This window comes from Desulfovibrio intestinivivus, assembly GCF_053570665.1.
Window position 1 is genome coordinate 804897 of the sequence record NZ_JBRBQT010000001.1, and the last position, 16865, is coordinate 821761.

Sequence of the window (16865 nt, forward strand, 5' to 3'; positions counted from 1 at the left end):
CTGTGGGCGCGAAATGCAGCCCGCCCGCATCCTCACAGGAGAATGCGGGCGGGCTTGTTATTTACTGTATCAGAGGGCGATGACGACCCTAGCCGCCCTGATTGGTCGTTAACTGCTGCACCGCAACCTGAACTGTCTGCTCGGCGCTGTCGATGGTTATGGTTGTGCTATGCACATCCCACACGGTTCCATTGCTCGCAGTCTGCGTTGTGGTTGCCCATGTATGCGAAGCATCAAATGACACAGCGGTACTGCCGTCACTGCCAGTGCTGATGGAAACCCCGGCCTTGGTTGCAATCGCCGCCATGTCGGTAAGATTTTCCAAAGCACTGCCGGAAGCACTGACCATGACTTCCACGCCCGTGATGCCGTCCACGCCCTTGGCGTGTTCCGCTCCTGTAAACAGCTCATCCACGCTGCCGCCCTTGACCACCAGCATATCCGTGCCGATGCCGCCGTCAATGGCATCACCCTTATGGAACACCAGCACATCATCACCAGCACCGCCATAGAGGTGGTTGCCACCACCATCTGCGGCAAAGGTATTGGCTCCGCCGTCAAGGAAGTCACTGTCAGCGCCGCCGTACAGATGATCGTTGCCAGCACCGCCGTAAAGGTGATCGCCTGCATTGCCAGCATAAAGGGTATCGTTGCCGTCTCCACCGTGCAGTTCATTGTGCCCTATGCCGCCGTAGAGGATATCGTCGCCGCTGCCACCGTAAAGGCTATCGTCATGGCTGCCGCCGAGAATGACATCATTATGCTCTGTGCCGGTAAGGTTGCCATCGGCAAAGAGTAACTGCCCGCCGACTGCATCCAGTTGCGCGCCATTGTGCAGATCAATACTCAAGCCACCGGAATGGGTAGACTCGGTACTGGTTTCATGACCATCTGTTACATTGAAACCAAAATGGTCATGCACATGCCCATCGGAAGAAGAGTCATAAGCATTCCGGAGAGTGCCAAGAGCGCTTTCTGCCGTGCCAAGAGCATATTCATAGCTGCCGTCAGTATGCATATGCATGGTGCCGAGGTGACTTCCACTGGCATCGGATTGGAATGCCAACACATCGGAGTGCTCATTATTGATCGCTGTGACATGCCCGAACAGCAGCCCATTATCCACATCTATCGCAATGGGGGCCTCGTTGGTGCCATTTACCGACACAGTTACACTGGAATCCACCGCGCCAATTCCGTCGTTAACGCCAAGCTTTACAGTGTAGTCAGTATGCGTACCCTCCCGCATGCTGGCAGCGAGGGTGGCATCAGCCACAAAGGCATAACTCCATTGCTGGCCAGAACCCGATGTGTCTGTACCGTCGTGCGTAAACGTGAAGTTGCCGATCTGGGTTTGGGCAACATACGCGCCGCCAGAGTCTTTCACTACATTTGCAGAAACACCGCCGATGCTGACCGACAGGGTGTGGGCATTCGCCACATCTGCATCGCTGAATGCGAATGTTCCGCTTTCCGTAGCCGCATTATAGGTCGAGGCTGTTACCACCGGCGCATCGTTGGTGCCGGTGATGTTGACAACAACGTCATGGCTTACCGTGCCGCCGTGCCCGTCATTCACTGTAACGGTGAAGGTTTCCGTGGCTGGCGCACCCTGGGCCAGTTCGTGGTTGGTCAGGGTGTATTTGTAGTTGCCGGAGGCATCCAGAGTCAGCTGCCCGTAGTGCCCTTCCACAACAGCATTTGTTGCACCGGAAGCCGTGGCGCTGCTAGAGCCGTAGGCAATGCTGTATGTCAGCAGTCCGGCATCGTTGGTGTCCACGTCCGCAGCACCCAGGTTCCCGGTGAGAGGGATTGCCCCCTCCACAATGGAAAGGCTGGGGGCAGTGAAGGTGGGGGCGTTGTTCACGCCCTTGAGGGTGATTGCCAAGGTCTGACTGGCCTCCACGCCATGCGGATCCACAGCCACAACGGTAAATGAGCCACCTGCGGTTACAACGTCCTTGCCCTGGGCCTCGAAGTCTTTGGCGTAATCAGCATCAAGTGTATAGGTATACTTTTGGCCATCAAGCTTGAGCGTACCGTGCCCGTCGTGCAGCTCCGTCACATACTTGCCGTCAGACTTGATGTAGTAGGTCAGCTTGTCGCCATCATCCACATCGGAGGCGGGAATGGTGCCCGTGAGCATCTGAGCGCTGGCCCCATTATCCGTGAGCGTTGTGGAAACTGCATTAAAGGCCTTCATGACTGGGGCGTCATTGGTGCCGGTAATGGTGATCGCAACCGCGGCTGTATCCGTTAAACTACCATCGCTCACGCCGATTGTGGCGTTTACATGCAGGGTTTCACCCTGGGCAAGATGGGCAATGCCGTCCTTATTTCCCTGGAAGCTGTAGGTGCCGTCCTTGTTCAGCTGCAACCACCCCATATCCACAGATTCATAGCCAGATTTTGTGCCTGTGTGCCAATTGCCACTTTCATCTCTGTAAGCCGTAACTTTCTCTCTGACATATGCGCTGTCCAATGTGGATGTGATGGCATGCCCGTTGAGGTTGAGCGTGAGGCTGTCGCCCGCATCAACATCGTACGTCACTGCCGTCCCGCCGACTGTCAGGTTTGCCTGACCGTCGGCCACAAAGAGGGCCGCGCCCGAACCAGCCACACTGGAACCATCGGCATGCAGGGTAATGACAGGGGCATCGTTGACACCATTCACGGTGACGGTGAGAGGCGCATCAGTGTAGCCGCCATGTCCATCGCTCGCGCGAACCGTGAAGGTCACTTCATGCGATTTCCCGTCGCCAAGCTGTTGCACAGCCTCGCTGCTGGTATTGAGATGGAATTCGTACTTGCCATCCTTGCCCATGATCAGGGTGCCATAATCGTTGTCCGTGACCATACCCGTGGCTTTGCCATCGCTGCCTACAATGGCGAAGCTAAGCGCATCCTTGGGCGCACCGGTCGCGGTTACGTCCGGATCTGTAGCGGTAATGGAACCCTTGGCCACCATGTCCGCCGGGGAATCTTCCGTTACCGCGACATCAGAACCAGCCACCAGCACAGGGGCATTGGGCTTGTCGTTGGCGTAATTGAGGTCGGCAACAAGCGTGACGCCGACCTTGTCGCCATCAGTATTACCATTGGAAAGAGTCAGCGTTGCGCTGTCTTTCATATGCCCGCTGTAGTTTGCGCCGTCAGCAGGAGCCGCATAGGTGTAGGAGAAATTGCCGTTGCTGCCCTTGGTGACAGTGAATATGCCGCCGAGCTTGCCCGTAACCGTATACGAGGTTGGTTCAAGCTTGTCTGTTTCACCCTTGTCAACATCAGCCAGGGTGAAGGAGCCAGAAGGGTCTGTTTGCGCCCATGTGCCGTCCGCATGCTGCTCCAGGGCCACGGTATCGTTCTGCGAAACCACGTACGGCTTGTCGTTGCTGCCATTGATGGTGATGGTGATTGTTTTGTAATCGCTGCCATTGGTAATCTCAAACTTCTGAGTAATGCTATCACCAGCCCGGAGCTGCTGCACTTCGGAGCTGTCGTTGTTCAGCGTATACGTATAGGAACCGTCGGGCAGAAGTGTGATGGTTCCGTACTTCGTGGGAATGCTGCTGACATTTTTTTCAGCATGTAATGGAGTAGTGCCATTAGCGTCTACAGTTGTATATTTGCCCGTGAGGCACAAGCCCGAATCGTATTGGGGGTGGTGGGAATTTTTTTCATCCAGTACGCTGCCCTTGGCAAATGTAGTGCCGTCCTCCTGAACCTTAACATTATCAATCGACTGAATATCAAGATCACCAACGCTGCCGCTACCACTGCCACCATCGCCGAGCGATGGTGCCTTTACATTGATAACCAGCTCAATGGGTTTATCTGCCACAGCGTTGTTTTCGTCGCGCACATAAACCTTGAATGTCTCACTGGCCAGCCCGCCAATGGGATGTCCTATGGCAAAGTCTTTATATTCCTGGCCGTTGAAGTCTAGCACGTACTGGTAGGAACCATCAGAATGGATTACCAGCGTACCGTATTCGCCCTTTATGCTCTGTGTGAGATTGCCTGTGGTGTTTCCCTTATTGTCTTCTTCCAGGGCAAAGAAGCTCAATTTGGTACCATGGTCCACATCGCTGACGATGTCTTTGGTGGTAAGCATACCACGCACCACAACATCGCCGCCGTGGGAGTTTGACCAAACCGCGGTTTCGTCGCTGTCCACAACAACAGTGTGCCCGGCAAGCTCCCCCTTGAGGAAGCTGGTGATGTCGTCTGTGCGACCGGCCAGTTTGAGGATATCATCCAGCGCGCCAAGTTTGTCCAAGAAGCTGTTGACGCCGCTGGCCATATCAACAAGAGCTTTAATAGCATTGGCTTCACCAGCCAGGGCTATAAATCCCTGAGCAAGCAACCCTCCGTGATCTTTGATATTATCAATAATCTCTTTAGCTTCCTGCTCCACATACTTCTGGAGCAGATTCTGGTGGGTCACAAGGTAGTCTATTGCCGTATCCCCGGTTATGGCTCCAGTAAACTGGGCGGAGCTGTTTTCAACGCCCGTGAAGCTGTCGGTATACTTGTCTACCGAAAAGGCTCCCTGCGTAATATCCACCACCGGCACATCGTTGGTGCCGGTGATGGTAATGCTGAGAGAGCCATCAATGGACTGACCGTGCGAAGCACTGTCGCTGTGGGCGGTTATGTCGAGGTTCACACTGACATGTTCATTCTGGGCCAGACTATTGAATGCCTTGCTGCTGGTATCGGGCGTGAAGGTATAGGAACCATCCCCGTTCACATGCAATGTGCCGTAATCGCCGACCTTGTAATCATATCCGCCAGTAGCAGCACTGCTGCCGCTGACAGAGTGCGAACCCGTATCGTCAGTGTAGGACAGGGTCTTGTAGGTGTAGGTGTGGTAGCTGTCTTTCTCCGCGCCTGCGGTGAGGTTCTTGAGGGCATGATCATCGGCATCCAGATTGGTATCCGGATCATTCACCCCAAGATACCCGCGAATAACCCCGGCAGCGAGTATTCCACCGCTGGCATCAACAGGCTGCGCCTTGTTGGCGCCCAGCTTGTCAGCCTCGGTATAGTGCAAAACGCCCTGGATTGAACCTGTAACGCCGTCCTCCGTGATGTTCAGCGTGTTGCCTGCCAGCTTGCCTGCGGCATCCTCACCTGTGATGGTAATGACAATGGGCTTGATTTCAGAATACGCGCCGTCGGCATCCTTGACGCGCACATAGAAGGTATCGGTAACAGAACTGCCCTTGGCAAGTGATGTCAGATCCTCTGTACGTTCATAGCGGTATGCGCCAGTGGCCTGATCAATGATCAGGCGACCGTATGTGCCTTGCTGAACTGGTGTGTCGCCAGAGTAGTCAGTGGTGGACTTTACCAGCGAGAAGGTGAAACCCGAAGATACCGTCTGGGCTGTGCCCCCGGTCTGTTCATAATCCAGCAGTTCTACCTGTCCGGTCGTGGAATGCGCATCGCTTTCAGCCAGGGTGACGGCAGGGGCCTGCGTAATGATGGGCCTGTCGTTGGCGCCCTCAATGCGGATGGATACTGGGACGGGGTCCTTGCTCGCCTCCGCCCCCGCACTGTCATGAATAACCACAGAGAAGTTGTCCTCCGTGTGTCCATGAAAGTTCAGCTTCTGCACATCGGCATCAGTGTTGTCCACAGTGTAGACGTATTTGAACACGGACGTGCCGTTGGCGTCAGTATGCGAGGTATCCTTGGAGATGGTCAGCGAACCGTTTTCCAGCTTGATGACAATATTGCCGCTGGCATCTTTGGCGGCCTGCCCCACGTCAAGAGTGCTGGCAGAACCACCCGTAAGGGTCAGCTTGCCATCGGCATCTATGCTGGCTGTGCCCGTTTGCAGACCTGTGCCAGCCATGAGGGCATTCAGATCGCAGTTCTTGCCGCCCACCTGAATAACATAGTGCAGCTTGGCACTTTCAGCAGCGGAGGCGAGAGCGTTGTTGTCCGTGGTATCGGCATCGTGCGCGCCAATGTAGCCAGTGGCAGTGCGCACGCCAGCGCTACCGTCCTGCATTTTGGCGGCATTGGCAGCAGCAGCGGCACTGGTGACCGGGTTGACACCAGACTCCACCACAGCATTGCTGGGCGTGACCCAGCCTGTATTGATGATGGTGGGATCGTCATGGCCGTGGATAGTCACGGTGACTTCCTTGATGTCGAAAGCACCGAACTTGTCCACCACTGCCACCTTAAAGGTCTCGGAATGCTCTTCATTCTTGCCAAGACTGATGACGTCGGCATTATTTTTAGCGATTGTGTAGGTATACTTGCCAGTGGCAGGATCAATGCTGAACGTACCGTATTTGCCATCCACTGATGTGCTTGTGGCTGGTGTTGTACCTTCATCGCCAGTCACGCCATTCGCCATGATACCGAATTTTATTGTTGTGTCCGGGCCAGTGACGACATCGTCGGGGTCTTTAACCGTGATATTACCATTAACGGAAGCGGCTGTGACGGCAGTCTGGTCGGTGACGTCAAGGTTGGCAGAGGCGAGTGTAAGCTCGGGCTTGTCATTGGTGCCGTAAATGACGATGGGGATGGTCGTTGGCGTTGAAGACGCGTTGTGTTCGTCCACAGTCACGGCCTGGAAGTTCAGAGTGAGCGTTTCACCGGAACCAAGAGCGTTGACCACGCTGCTTGTCGTATCCAGCACAAAGGTATACTTGCCCGTGCCCTCATTGAGGAAGAGGGTTCCGTAGTGGTAGGCAGCGTCGCCCGAATGGCCTTTGGCGTAGATGTCCACCGCCGTGGCATTGCCACCGCCAGTGCCGGGATATGCACCAGTGCTCGCAACCATGTCTGCGCTGATGGAAGCAGGCGGATCTGACGGGAGTGAACCATCCTTAACAACGGTGCCAGCCACGGTGCCCGAGGCAAGCTCGCCGGAATCCGTGCCCATATGCTTGTAAGCGTTGGGGTCGCCGGCTGAAACGGTGTTAATGAGGCCGTACGTCAGCTTGGCTCCATGATCAGAATCCGTGCCAGCCAACGTGCCTTCAACCGAAGCTGCATAGCTGTTGCCATGGGCAGTTGGCGTTGCCGAGTCTGCTGGCATATGAGCATTGCCGCCGTCCAGCCGTCCGTCGTCCTTCAGCGTAAGGGTTTGGCCCGTCACGGAGGGCGCATCGTTGGTGCCCTGTACGTTGATAGCGATATTGTGCGCCACAGGATTGCCGTGACCGTCCGTAACGGAAATGGTGTAATTCAGAGTTTTGGTTTCGCCTTCGGCTAGACTTGCAGTTTTGTTTTGATTAACAGCGTAGCGGTACGAATAGGTGATGGATTCCGAACTATCGCTGTTGACACTACGCAATTCTTCGACCGTCAGCTTGCCGTAATCATCGTTGACGCTCCATTTGTTGTCACCCATCATGATGACAGGCGTGGCAATCTTGCCGCCGCTCAAAGTGGCCTTGAGGACATCATTGGTGTCCATGTCCGTCACGGTAAACGAACCGCCGCTCACTGCCTTGGAACCATCGTTCAGCTTGCTGCCGTTGGCGGCCACATTATTGTAGCCCGGGATGGACGAACCAGAACTGGTGTGCGCCGGGTCCGACAGAGAAACCACGCCCGCTTCCTTGACAGTCAGGGTGCCGCTGTTCTTGTTAATCAGGGTCTGATCGTTGGCGCCAGTGATTGTGAAGGACAGGGGTTTCGTGTCTATGGAGCCGTGCAGATCCTTCACCGTGATCTGGAACGTCTCGGTATGGGTTTGTCCCTCGCCCAGATTCTGCACCGCATTGGAGCCATTGTTCAGATCATACTTGTAGGTGCCGTCCGGATTGACGGTAAAAACGCCGAAATTGGTCGTATAGGTAGCCACTCCAGTTCCTGGATCCACACTGGCCGTACCGGTAGTGGTTTCACCGTTGGAGGTGCCGCCAGCGATGGCATAGCTATGGTTGGCCGCGCCGTTGGTGCTGCCCTTGAACGCGCCGTCAGCATCGGCATCAGCCACAGTAAAGGTGCCGCTGGCCTGATAGCTGCCGCTGTCTTCCTTAAAGGAACCAGCGCTCGGTGCTGCCAGGGAAAGGTCTGGCCTATCGTTTGTGCCTGTGATGGTCACGGTAATGGGCTGGGTTACTGAGCCTCCATGCCCGTCCGCCACTTTGACCACAAAGGTTTCCGTGACTTTCTGGTTTTCGTTGAGCGCATCGGCCTTGTCGTTGTCGAGCGTGTAGGTATAAGCGCCAGTCTTGGGGTCAATAACAAGTGTGCCGTAGCTGGTGGTTACGGTTGTTGCGCTGTTGGCTCCACTGTTGTCCACCGTGGTGCCGGTTCCGGCGGCCACGCTGAAGGTCAGCTCGGGTTTGCCGCCAGAATTGTCGTTATCGTCCACATCCGTGGCGGTAACGTAGCCTTGAGCCGCAACCGTGCCGTTGAAAAGATCATTGGAGTGGCCGGGGTCATGGCTGCCCTGCACGCCCTTTTCAATCACGTCAACAGTGATAGCGGAGCTGCCAATGACGGGATTGTCATTGGTGCCATTAATAACCACTGTTATTGCCTGGGAGTGGTTAGCTCCATGGATATCTGTGGTGGTAACGGTGAAGCTTTCCGTGTGCGACTGCCCGTCTCCAAGCTTCTGCACGGCTGGTTTGCTGTTATCCAGCTCGTATGTGTATTTGCCGTCAGACGTCAGGGTCAACGTGCCGTAGTCCGTTGCGACGGAAACGGGGTTGCCAGCATGGCTGCTTACATTCATTGCGCCGCTGGCGGTCTGTCCCATGCCTGCAATGGAGAGGGTCTGACTGGCACCATCGTTATCAGGATCGGCCACGGCCCAGGTACCTGCGGAGGTGGTTGTGGCAGCGTCTTCCTTCAGTGTGCCGGAGTCGCCGGGAGTTATGGTCAACTGGGGCTGGTCGTTGGTGCCCGTGATGGTCAGGCTGATGGGCTGATCAACGTGCGCGCCCTTGCTGTCCGTGACCGTAACCGTAAAGTTATAACTGCGAGTTTCGCCCTCATGGAGGGCCTGCGTGGCGCTGGCGTCATTATGCAGGTCGTAGGCATACGTGTAGGTTTTGCTGCTGCCGGAATCGTTGGCAACGGCGGTGCCAGCCTTAAGCGTAAACGTGCCTTCAGGCATTTCTACAGTGAAGGTACCCTTACCATCGCTTGTAACGCTTGCGCCCGGTAATTCCTTCACCGCGATATTGACGGCCTGAGTGTCTTTATTGTCCACATCGGTCACGGTAAAGCTGTGTCCAGAATCTGCATCCTTGGATGTGCCTGCAAAGGCTTCATTGGGGTCGCCTTGCACATTCTTGACGCCGAGTTCCACCACCGACAGTGCGGCGAGAGTCGGTGCGGTAGTGATAACAGGCGTGTCATTGGCACCCTTGACGGTAACGCTGACGCTTTCCTGCACATAGGCGCCAAAGCTGTCGCGCGCCACCAGACCGATGGAAACATCCCGCGAATCGCCATCTTGCATGCCCTGCACGGCGGGCGAATCATTGTACAGAGTGAACTTGTAGGATGCGCCCTTGGTGGGGTCTGCATCTTCTGTCAGAGTGAATTCGCCCACATAGTTTTTGGCTGTGGCGGCGGTGGATGCATCCGTGGTGGCCGTTAAGGTATGCCCGTCACTGGCAAGCACCACATACACCTTGCCGTGCATGGTGTCGCTGCCGGGCTGGATCAGACCGTAGTGCAGCGAGTCGCCATTATCCACATCATGCCCGATGATCGTGCCGGTCACAGAGCTTTGGGCGGTGCTGTCGCTGGCTTCAGTCAGAGTGGCGCTCAGGGCGGTGCTGCCGCTTTGGCCGTTCCAGGTGTTTTGCGTAATGGTGGGCGTATCGTTGGTGCCCAGGATGTTGATAACAATGGCGTTGCCCGCCACGGTGCCATCCCGCAGGGTTGAGCTGTTGCCGTCTTCAGCGCCGTGCTCGTCACGCACATAGGGCTCAAACTTCAGGCTGACCTGCTGGCCCTCGGCCAGTTTGTTGGTGGCCCCCTCGCCATCGGCGTTTTTCAGCGTAAACGTATACGTGGCCGTGGTGTCGCTGGTTTTTCCCAGCACCAGATCGCCATAATTGGTGCTGATGACAATCTGCCCGCCCTGCTCGGCTATGCCCGTCACCACCACATCGGAAGTAGTATGGTCGGGATTGTTAACAGAACCGATCACAAACGTGCCCTTGAGGGTGCCGTCAGCGTTGACGCTGGTCATGTCCAGCAGATTGCCGTTCACATCCTTGAGGCCAAAATACAATTGCGCGCCGTGGTCGGGATCATGAGCCGTAATGGTGCCGCTCAGGATAGCCTGCACACCGGGTGCACCGTTCAGCTCATCCGCATGCAGTTTGTCCCCCACAGGCTGGTCGGCGTAGACGCCGCCTTCCTTGAGCGTCAGCGTAGAGCCAACCCCCGTAATATCCGGCGCATCGTTGATGCCGGTAATTACCACGTTGATGGGCTGGGTCACGGTATGGCCCTGCCCGTCACTGATGGAGAAGACGATGTTGTCGGCCTGCTTCTCGCCTTCAGCAAGGCTGTCTGTGGGACTGTCGGGATCCTGCTTGAGGGTGTAGGTATATTCAAAGGTGACATTGCTGCCGCCGCCCTTGGGCGTGATAACAAGCGTACCGTAGTCGCTTTCAATAGTCGTGGGGCCAGCGGTGCTGACAGCTACAACCTTGCCGCCCATGTTCACGGTGGTGGTCAGGCTGTCGCCATCCGGGTCGGCCACAGAAAATGAGCCGCTCTGGCTGACCACAGGCGCGGCGCTGGCGGTTTTGCCGTCCCATGCGGATTCCGTGAGGCCAATGGCAATGACTGCACCACCAGTGGACAACGTGGGTGCGGCATTGGTGAGAAAGGACGAAGCGTAAGGATTGATGTTCGGCTGGGTATCGCCGCCAAAGCCAAGACGGTAATCAAGCCCGTCAAGATGATTTACGCCGTCTTCAAGCCCCGCGTTGGCAAAATCGCTGTATCTGCCACTGCGGGTGGGCGATGCTGAAGGGCCAGCGGCAGGGGCAAGGTCAGGCCCGAAGGCGTTGAAAAAATCCGCACCCGCAATGAGCTGACCGTCAACCTCAAATGAGGGGATGTCGTCCTTGTTGTACTGGGTGTAAAAATTCTGCAATTCAATGGCTGCGCCATCGTCAAAGCGGAAAAAGAGGCTGTCGGAGCCTTGCGGGCGTTCAATGCTGACCTGGTCAGCAGAAAAATCAAGAACCATGCGGGCATCGGGCGCGCTGGGGATAACGGCAGTCTGACCGGCGGAGGGGCGAACAAGCTTGATGTCTGCCATGGAAAAACCTTCTTTTTACTGGGCATTACAACAATACCCGGTTTAACGCGCAAAACGGCATAAGCCGCAAAAACGGCACTCACGCGTTTGCGGAAAAAGGGCGCCAATGCGCCGCAATGACGGGGAATAAAGAAGGGGAAACCTTCGCGAATAAAAAGGAAATGCGTCCAGCAGCCAATGCTGCCGACAGCCCTTTTTATCGACACACCGGGACCCGAAGCAGGTTCGGCGTAGTAGTCATGTCTATGAGAGGCCCAGGGTCGGCCTCCGCCAACTGGCCCGCGCAAATACGGCTGCTGCCGCCACGCGTGATACCCAGCTCTGGCAAAAACACTTTGCCGTGGTTTGCAAGGATATGTCAAGCAGCCCGAGCATTTCCCCCGCCGGGCAAAACTTTCTCCATAATCTGCCGAGCGCCTCAATCCAGACTTTTTCAACGATATCCGCATCCTCACGGAGCAGCCAGCTGACTGTTCAAACAACCCATCTCTCGCAACGTCTCTATAATATTGATTACTACCATATATAAAATATTTGCATACAATATATAATACCATTTACAACTGGAATTATTTTTGTATTATACCCTATGATAAACTAGAGATCTGCCGAATGAGATTGCATTAACAAGCGTTCCCCCAGACGCTTTTGCACCATTAACTGGCAACATCCATCGTGCGGAGGGGAAAATGATTAAGCTTTCTACAATGCAAAAATTGTTTGGACTTTCATTGCTCCTTTCACTCTTTACAGTTGCCATCGGTACATATTCAGTTGGCAGCCTCAGCAATCTTTCTGATGGCATAGATAATCTTTATAATATCCATGTTAAAGGGCTTAATACCGCTCGGGATATTAATGTAACCGTGCTAAGGTTAATCAGAGAAGAAAAGAATCTCATTCTTACCAATGAAGCTGGTGAAATACAGCGCTGCCTTCAGCTGCTCGCCGAGGAAAGGAAAAAGCTGGAGGCCCTGATGCAAACTTTGCCCAAGTATTTTACATCGGGTGAAGGCAAGGCGCTCTGCGACAAAATGATCCAGTCTATTAAAGCATGGCTTGTCCTGCATGAAAAAGTTATTGAACTCGGGCAAACAAGCGATGCCGCCATGAACGAGCAGGCGCAACAGCTCTCCAACACCCAGGCGCGGCAAGCCATGAGAGACGTTGCACAAGCCATTCAGGCGATTGTTGAACTTAAACTGCACCGAGCAGATGAGCTGAACCACGAAAGCACTCGTATGTATGAAACCTCACGCCTCATCACCATTATTGGCATTATTGCCTCTGTGCTGGTGGGCCTTGGGCTGGGCTTTTTCATGGCCCGCAACATGCTGCGCCAGTTGGGCGATGAACCCGCCTCACTTTCAAAGCTGGCTCTGGCAATCGCTGGCGGTGATCTGGACGCGCGCTTTGACCCGGCCCGCACAGAACAGGGCGTGTTTGGCGCCATGAAGAACATGGTAGCTACGCTGAAAACCAAGATCGCCGAAGCCGAACAAAAAGGCCTGGAGGCAGCGGAAGAGTCGAAAAAAGCCCAGCAGGCAACCCTTGAGGCAGAGGCTGCCCGCAAGCAGGCAGAACGGGCCAAGGCCGAGGGCATGTTGCAGGCCGCCCGCCAGCTTGAAAGCGTTGTGGGCATTGTCAACACCGCCTCCGAGCAGCTTTCCGCCCAGATCGAACAGTCCAGCCGTGGCGCTGACGAGCAGTCCAGCCGCGTGCGTGAAACCGCCACAGCCATGGAAGAAATGAACGCCACCGTGCTTGAAGTGGCCCGCAACGCCCAACAGGCCGCGGACGCCTCCTCCCAGACCAAGCAAAAAGCCCTTGAAGGCTCCAATATCGTCAGTGATGCGGTCAAGGGCATTGAAACTGTCCGTAATCAGTCGCTGGCCATCAAAGAAGATATGAATGCCCTTGGCAAACAGGCTGAAGGCATCGGTCAGGTCATGAACGTGATCGCCGACATTGCAGACCAGACCAACCTGCTGGCCCTCAATGCGGCCATTGAGGCAGCCCGCGCGGGCGATGCCGGGCGCGGGTTTGCCGTGGTTGCTGACGAAGTGCGCAAACTGGCGGAAAAAACCATGTCCGCCACGCAGGAGGTCGGGCAAGCTATCCGCGATATTCAGGAAGGCACCCGCAAGAATATTGAAAACGTGGACAAGTCGGCAACGTCTATTGAAAGCGCCACCACTCTTTCTGTAAAATCAGGCGATTCCCTGCAACAGATTCTCACCCTTGTGGAACACGTGAACGATCAGGTGCAGTCCATTGCCACTGCCAGCGAAGAGCAGTCCGCCGCCAGTGAGGAAATCAACCAGTCTGTGGAACAGGTCGCCACCATTTCTACCGAAACCGCCCAGGCCATGGAACAGGCCTCGCGCGCAGTTTCCGAATTACTGGAGCAATCGCAGGTACTGCAACGCCTTATCTCTGAAATGAAGGCTCAGGGGGAAGCTGCATAGGCAGAACTGCTGCTTTGCACCGTGCAGAATCGCCTGTTGCAACCATCGGCCTCCGGCTTTGCAGGCACCTTTCGGGCAAACCCCCTCATGCGGGGTTTGCCCCGCCACTGGCGGCATGACTGCGAGTTAAGGTAAAAAAACTCTCTCCCCATATGCCCTCGCGCAGCAGGGGCGTAGCTGGCTCCTCCTTCCCTGGCGCGTTGAATAATCAACAACACAAACGCCAATTCTCCCCCGCGCTTTTTGCTGTGATGACCCGTCTTCCTCCGATGACGCAATATCGCGCGATACAAAAATGCATCAAAGTGCCACAGCAGAACAATTCCCAAATGTTAAAACCCGCACTGTTGCCAAGTATTAGGTCGCTACTATACAGCTTCTACATTCACAATATTTTTTCAGAATTTTAAATCTACATTTACTATAAACAAAACTCAAATTTATTCATTTTTATTAAACAATTTAATTACAAATACGATTTCGTTAATTTTTTTTACACACCCCTGCAACTAGCATCAGCCAAATACATTCTTTACAAGCAATATTCTTCGCCCTAATCTTATTACATAATCAGCCGATAATATAACTGGATACCATTTAATGCTGATTGTTCACTCAATAATATAAGGATTTTGTTCATAGTAGCAGGATTCAATCGTTGCGCTGATCTTTCGACGCCAATCTCAGGGGGGGGCAAGGATAATGCATTCCATCAAACAAAAAATTGCGCTGGCTGCGGGCATTGGGCTGATCGCCACGGCTGCCATACTTATGGCTTTCGGGCTGTATTCCACCAATAAAACTAAGGAATTTGTCTCTGACCAAGTTTCGCAGCTCTTGGAAAAAAGCGCCATTTCATCCCTTGAATCGCTGGTTTCTGACAGAGCTTCCGTTGTGGAAACTGCCCTCCAGGACAACATTGACACTGCCCGCACAACAGGAAAGATATTCGAGGTCTTGCGCGCCAATATCGGCAGCGAACACCTGCGTGATCTTTTTGTCAAAATTCTGCGCGCCAACCTTGATAACAACCCCACATATCTGGGTTCATATTCCGCATGGGAACCCAACGCCCTTGACGGCATGGATGCCCTCTACGCCAATACAGAAGCCCACGATGCATCAGGCCGCTTTATTACGTACTGGAACCGCGATGAAACAGGCAAGATCAGCCGACAGGCCCTTGTGGAGTACGAAAGCGATGCCAAGCACGCCAACGGCGTGCGCAAGGGCGGCTGGTATCTTGGCCCAAGGGAAACCGGCAAGGAAAGCGTGCTTGACCCCTTCCCTTACATTGTGCAGGGCAAAACAGAGTGGCTGACCACAATCTCTGTGCCCGTCAAGGAAAACAACAAGTTCCTTGGTGTTTCCGGCACAGACCTGCGCCTCACCTTTTTGCAGAAAATGGCTGAAGATGTTGATGCGAAAATCTACGGCGGCAAGGGCGATGTATTCATTATCAGTTATGATGGGCTGGTAGTTGCCAACAGCGGCGACGCCTCAATGGTCGGCAAAGCATTGAGCAATGGCTTGCCCAATGCGGACAAGGTCATGCCCAATGTGCGTGACGGCAAGGCCTATGCCGGGCTGAGTGTGGACGGCAAGTCCATTGTGGCATACGCCCCGGTCAAGCTTGGTCGCTCCGGCAAGTTCTGGTCAGTACTTGTCAGACTGCCCAGAGATGTTGTGCTGGCTGATGCCGATGCCCTTGAGGCGCAACTCAACGAGCGCGCCAAGAACGATGCCTTAAATCAGATCATGGTCGGCGCAGGCGTGGCCCTGTTGGGCATAATCTGCCTGTGGTTCTTTGCGGGTTCGCTTACGCGGCCGCTCATCAGGGCCAAGGACTACGCCGAAGGCGTGGCCGCTGGCGATTTCAGCGGGGAACTGGTGGTGAACCAGCAGGACGAAATCGGCGTACTGGCCAGCTCTCTGCGCACAATGGTCGCCAATCTGCAAGCAATGATCGCGGAGGCGCACTCCAAGGGCGAGGAAGCTCAAAAAGCCATGCAGGAAGCGCAGGCCGCCATGCAGGAGGCCCACGCCGCCAAGGCCCAGGCAGAGCGTGCCAAGGCCGAGGGCATGCTGCACGCTGCCGGGCAGCTTGAGGGCGTGGTGGAAATCGTCACTGCGGCCTCGCAGCAGCTTTCATCCCAGATTGAGCAATCGAGCCGTGGTGCGGACGAGCAGTCTGGCCGTGTGCGCGAAACCGCCACAGCCATGGAAGAAATGAACGCCACCGTGCTTGAAGTGGCCCGCAACGCCCAGCAGGCAGCGGACGCCTCCACCCAGACCAAACAAAAGGCTCTTGAAGGCTCCAATATCGTGAGCGATGCGGTCAAGGGCATTGAAACTGTCCGCGATCAGTCGCTGGCCATCAAGGAAGACATGAACGCCCTTGGCAAGCAGGCCGAAGGTATTGGGCAGATCATGAACGTGATTGCCGACATTGCCGACCAGACCAACCTGCTGGCCCTTAACGCCGCCATCGAGGCCGCCCGCGCTGGCGATGCCGGACGCGGATTTGCGGTTGTGGCCGATGAAGTGCGCAAGCTGGCGGAAAAGACCATGGCCGCCACGCAGGAAGTGGGACAGGCCATCCGCGACATTCAGGAAGGTACCCGCAAGAACATTGCCAACGTGGACAAGGCTGCCGTAACCATCGAAAGCGCTACAGATCTTTCCGTACGCTCCGGCGAAGCCTTGAGCCAGATATTCAACCTTGTCGAACAGGTTAACGACCAGGTGCAGTCAATCGCTACTGCAAGTGAGCAGCAATCTGCCGCAAGCGAAGAAATCAACAAGTCTGTTGAACAGGTTTCTGCAATTTCTGCTGAAACAGCACAGGCAATGGAACAGGCATCAAGTGCCGTTTCTGAGCTTGCGCAGCAGTCAAAAGTACTGCAAAATCTTATTCATGAAATGAAAACACAGAAATAAATAGCGCAATACATAATGGCTTGCCCGGCCCTTCCTCACGCTGATGCCGGGCAAGCCATTGACACACCTTCACTTTCACTGCATTAACCTAGGAGAATATTTTCCAATCAGCGATGCTGCATTTTTTGAAATAATATTTTTAAACTGCTGGCAAGCCTGACAGACTCGCAACTCCAACGGCC

General features: G+C 54.9%; 3 protein-coding genes. 2 read left to right on the forward strand and 1 reads right to left on the reverse strand.

The window, feature by feature from the left end; translation table 11 throughout:
• Window positions 1-88: 88 nt before the first annotated feature.
• Window positions 89-11275, reverse strand: a complete 11187-nt coding sequence (locus ACUZ9P_RS03450; protein ID WP_449248652.1) for a VCBS domain-containing protein — start codon at window positions 11273-11275, stop codon at window positions 89-91.
• A gap of 707 nt (window positions 11276-11982) precedes the next feature.
• On the opposite strand from ACUZ9P_RS03450, the gene ACUZ9P_RS03455 reads away from it, so the two are divergent.
• Window positions 11983-13743, forward strand: a complete 1761-nt coding sequence (locus tag ACUZ9P_RS03455) for a HAMP domain-containing methyl-accepting chemotaxis protein (protein WP_449250229.1) — start codon at window positions 11983-11985, stop codon at window positions 13741-13743.
• Window positions 13744-14445: 702 nt separating this feature from the next.
• Entirely contained in the window at window positions 14446-16683 is a 2238-nt protein-coding gene (locus ACUZ9P_RS03460; protein ID WP_449248653.1) for a methyl-accepting chemotaxis protein, read from the forward strand.
• Window positions 16684-16865 lie beyond the last annotated feature (182 nt).

Bases quoted from the DNA above. Each gene is read 5' to 3' on its own strand.
- ACUZ9P_RS03450 (WP_449248652.1), bottom strand. From the start codon at position 11,275: ATGGCAGACATCAAGCTTGTTCGCCCCTCCGCCGGTCAGACTGCCGTT.
- ACUZ9P_RS03455 (WP_449250229.1), top strand. From the start codon at position 11,983: ATGCAAAAATTGTTTGGACTTTCATTGCTCCTTTCACTCTTTACAGTT.
- ACUZ9P_RS03460 (WP_449248653.1), top strand. From the start codon at position 14,446: ATGCATTCCATCAAACAAAAAATTGCGCTGGCTGCGGGCATTGGGCTG.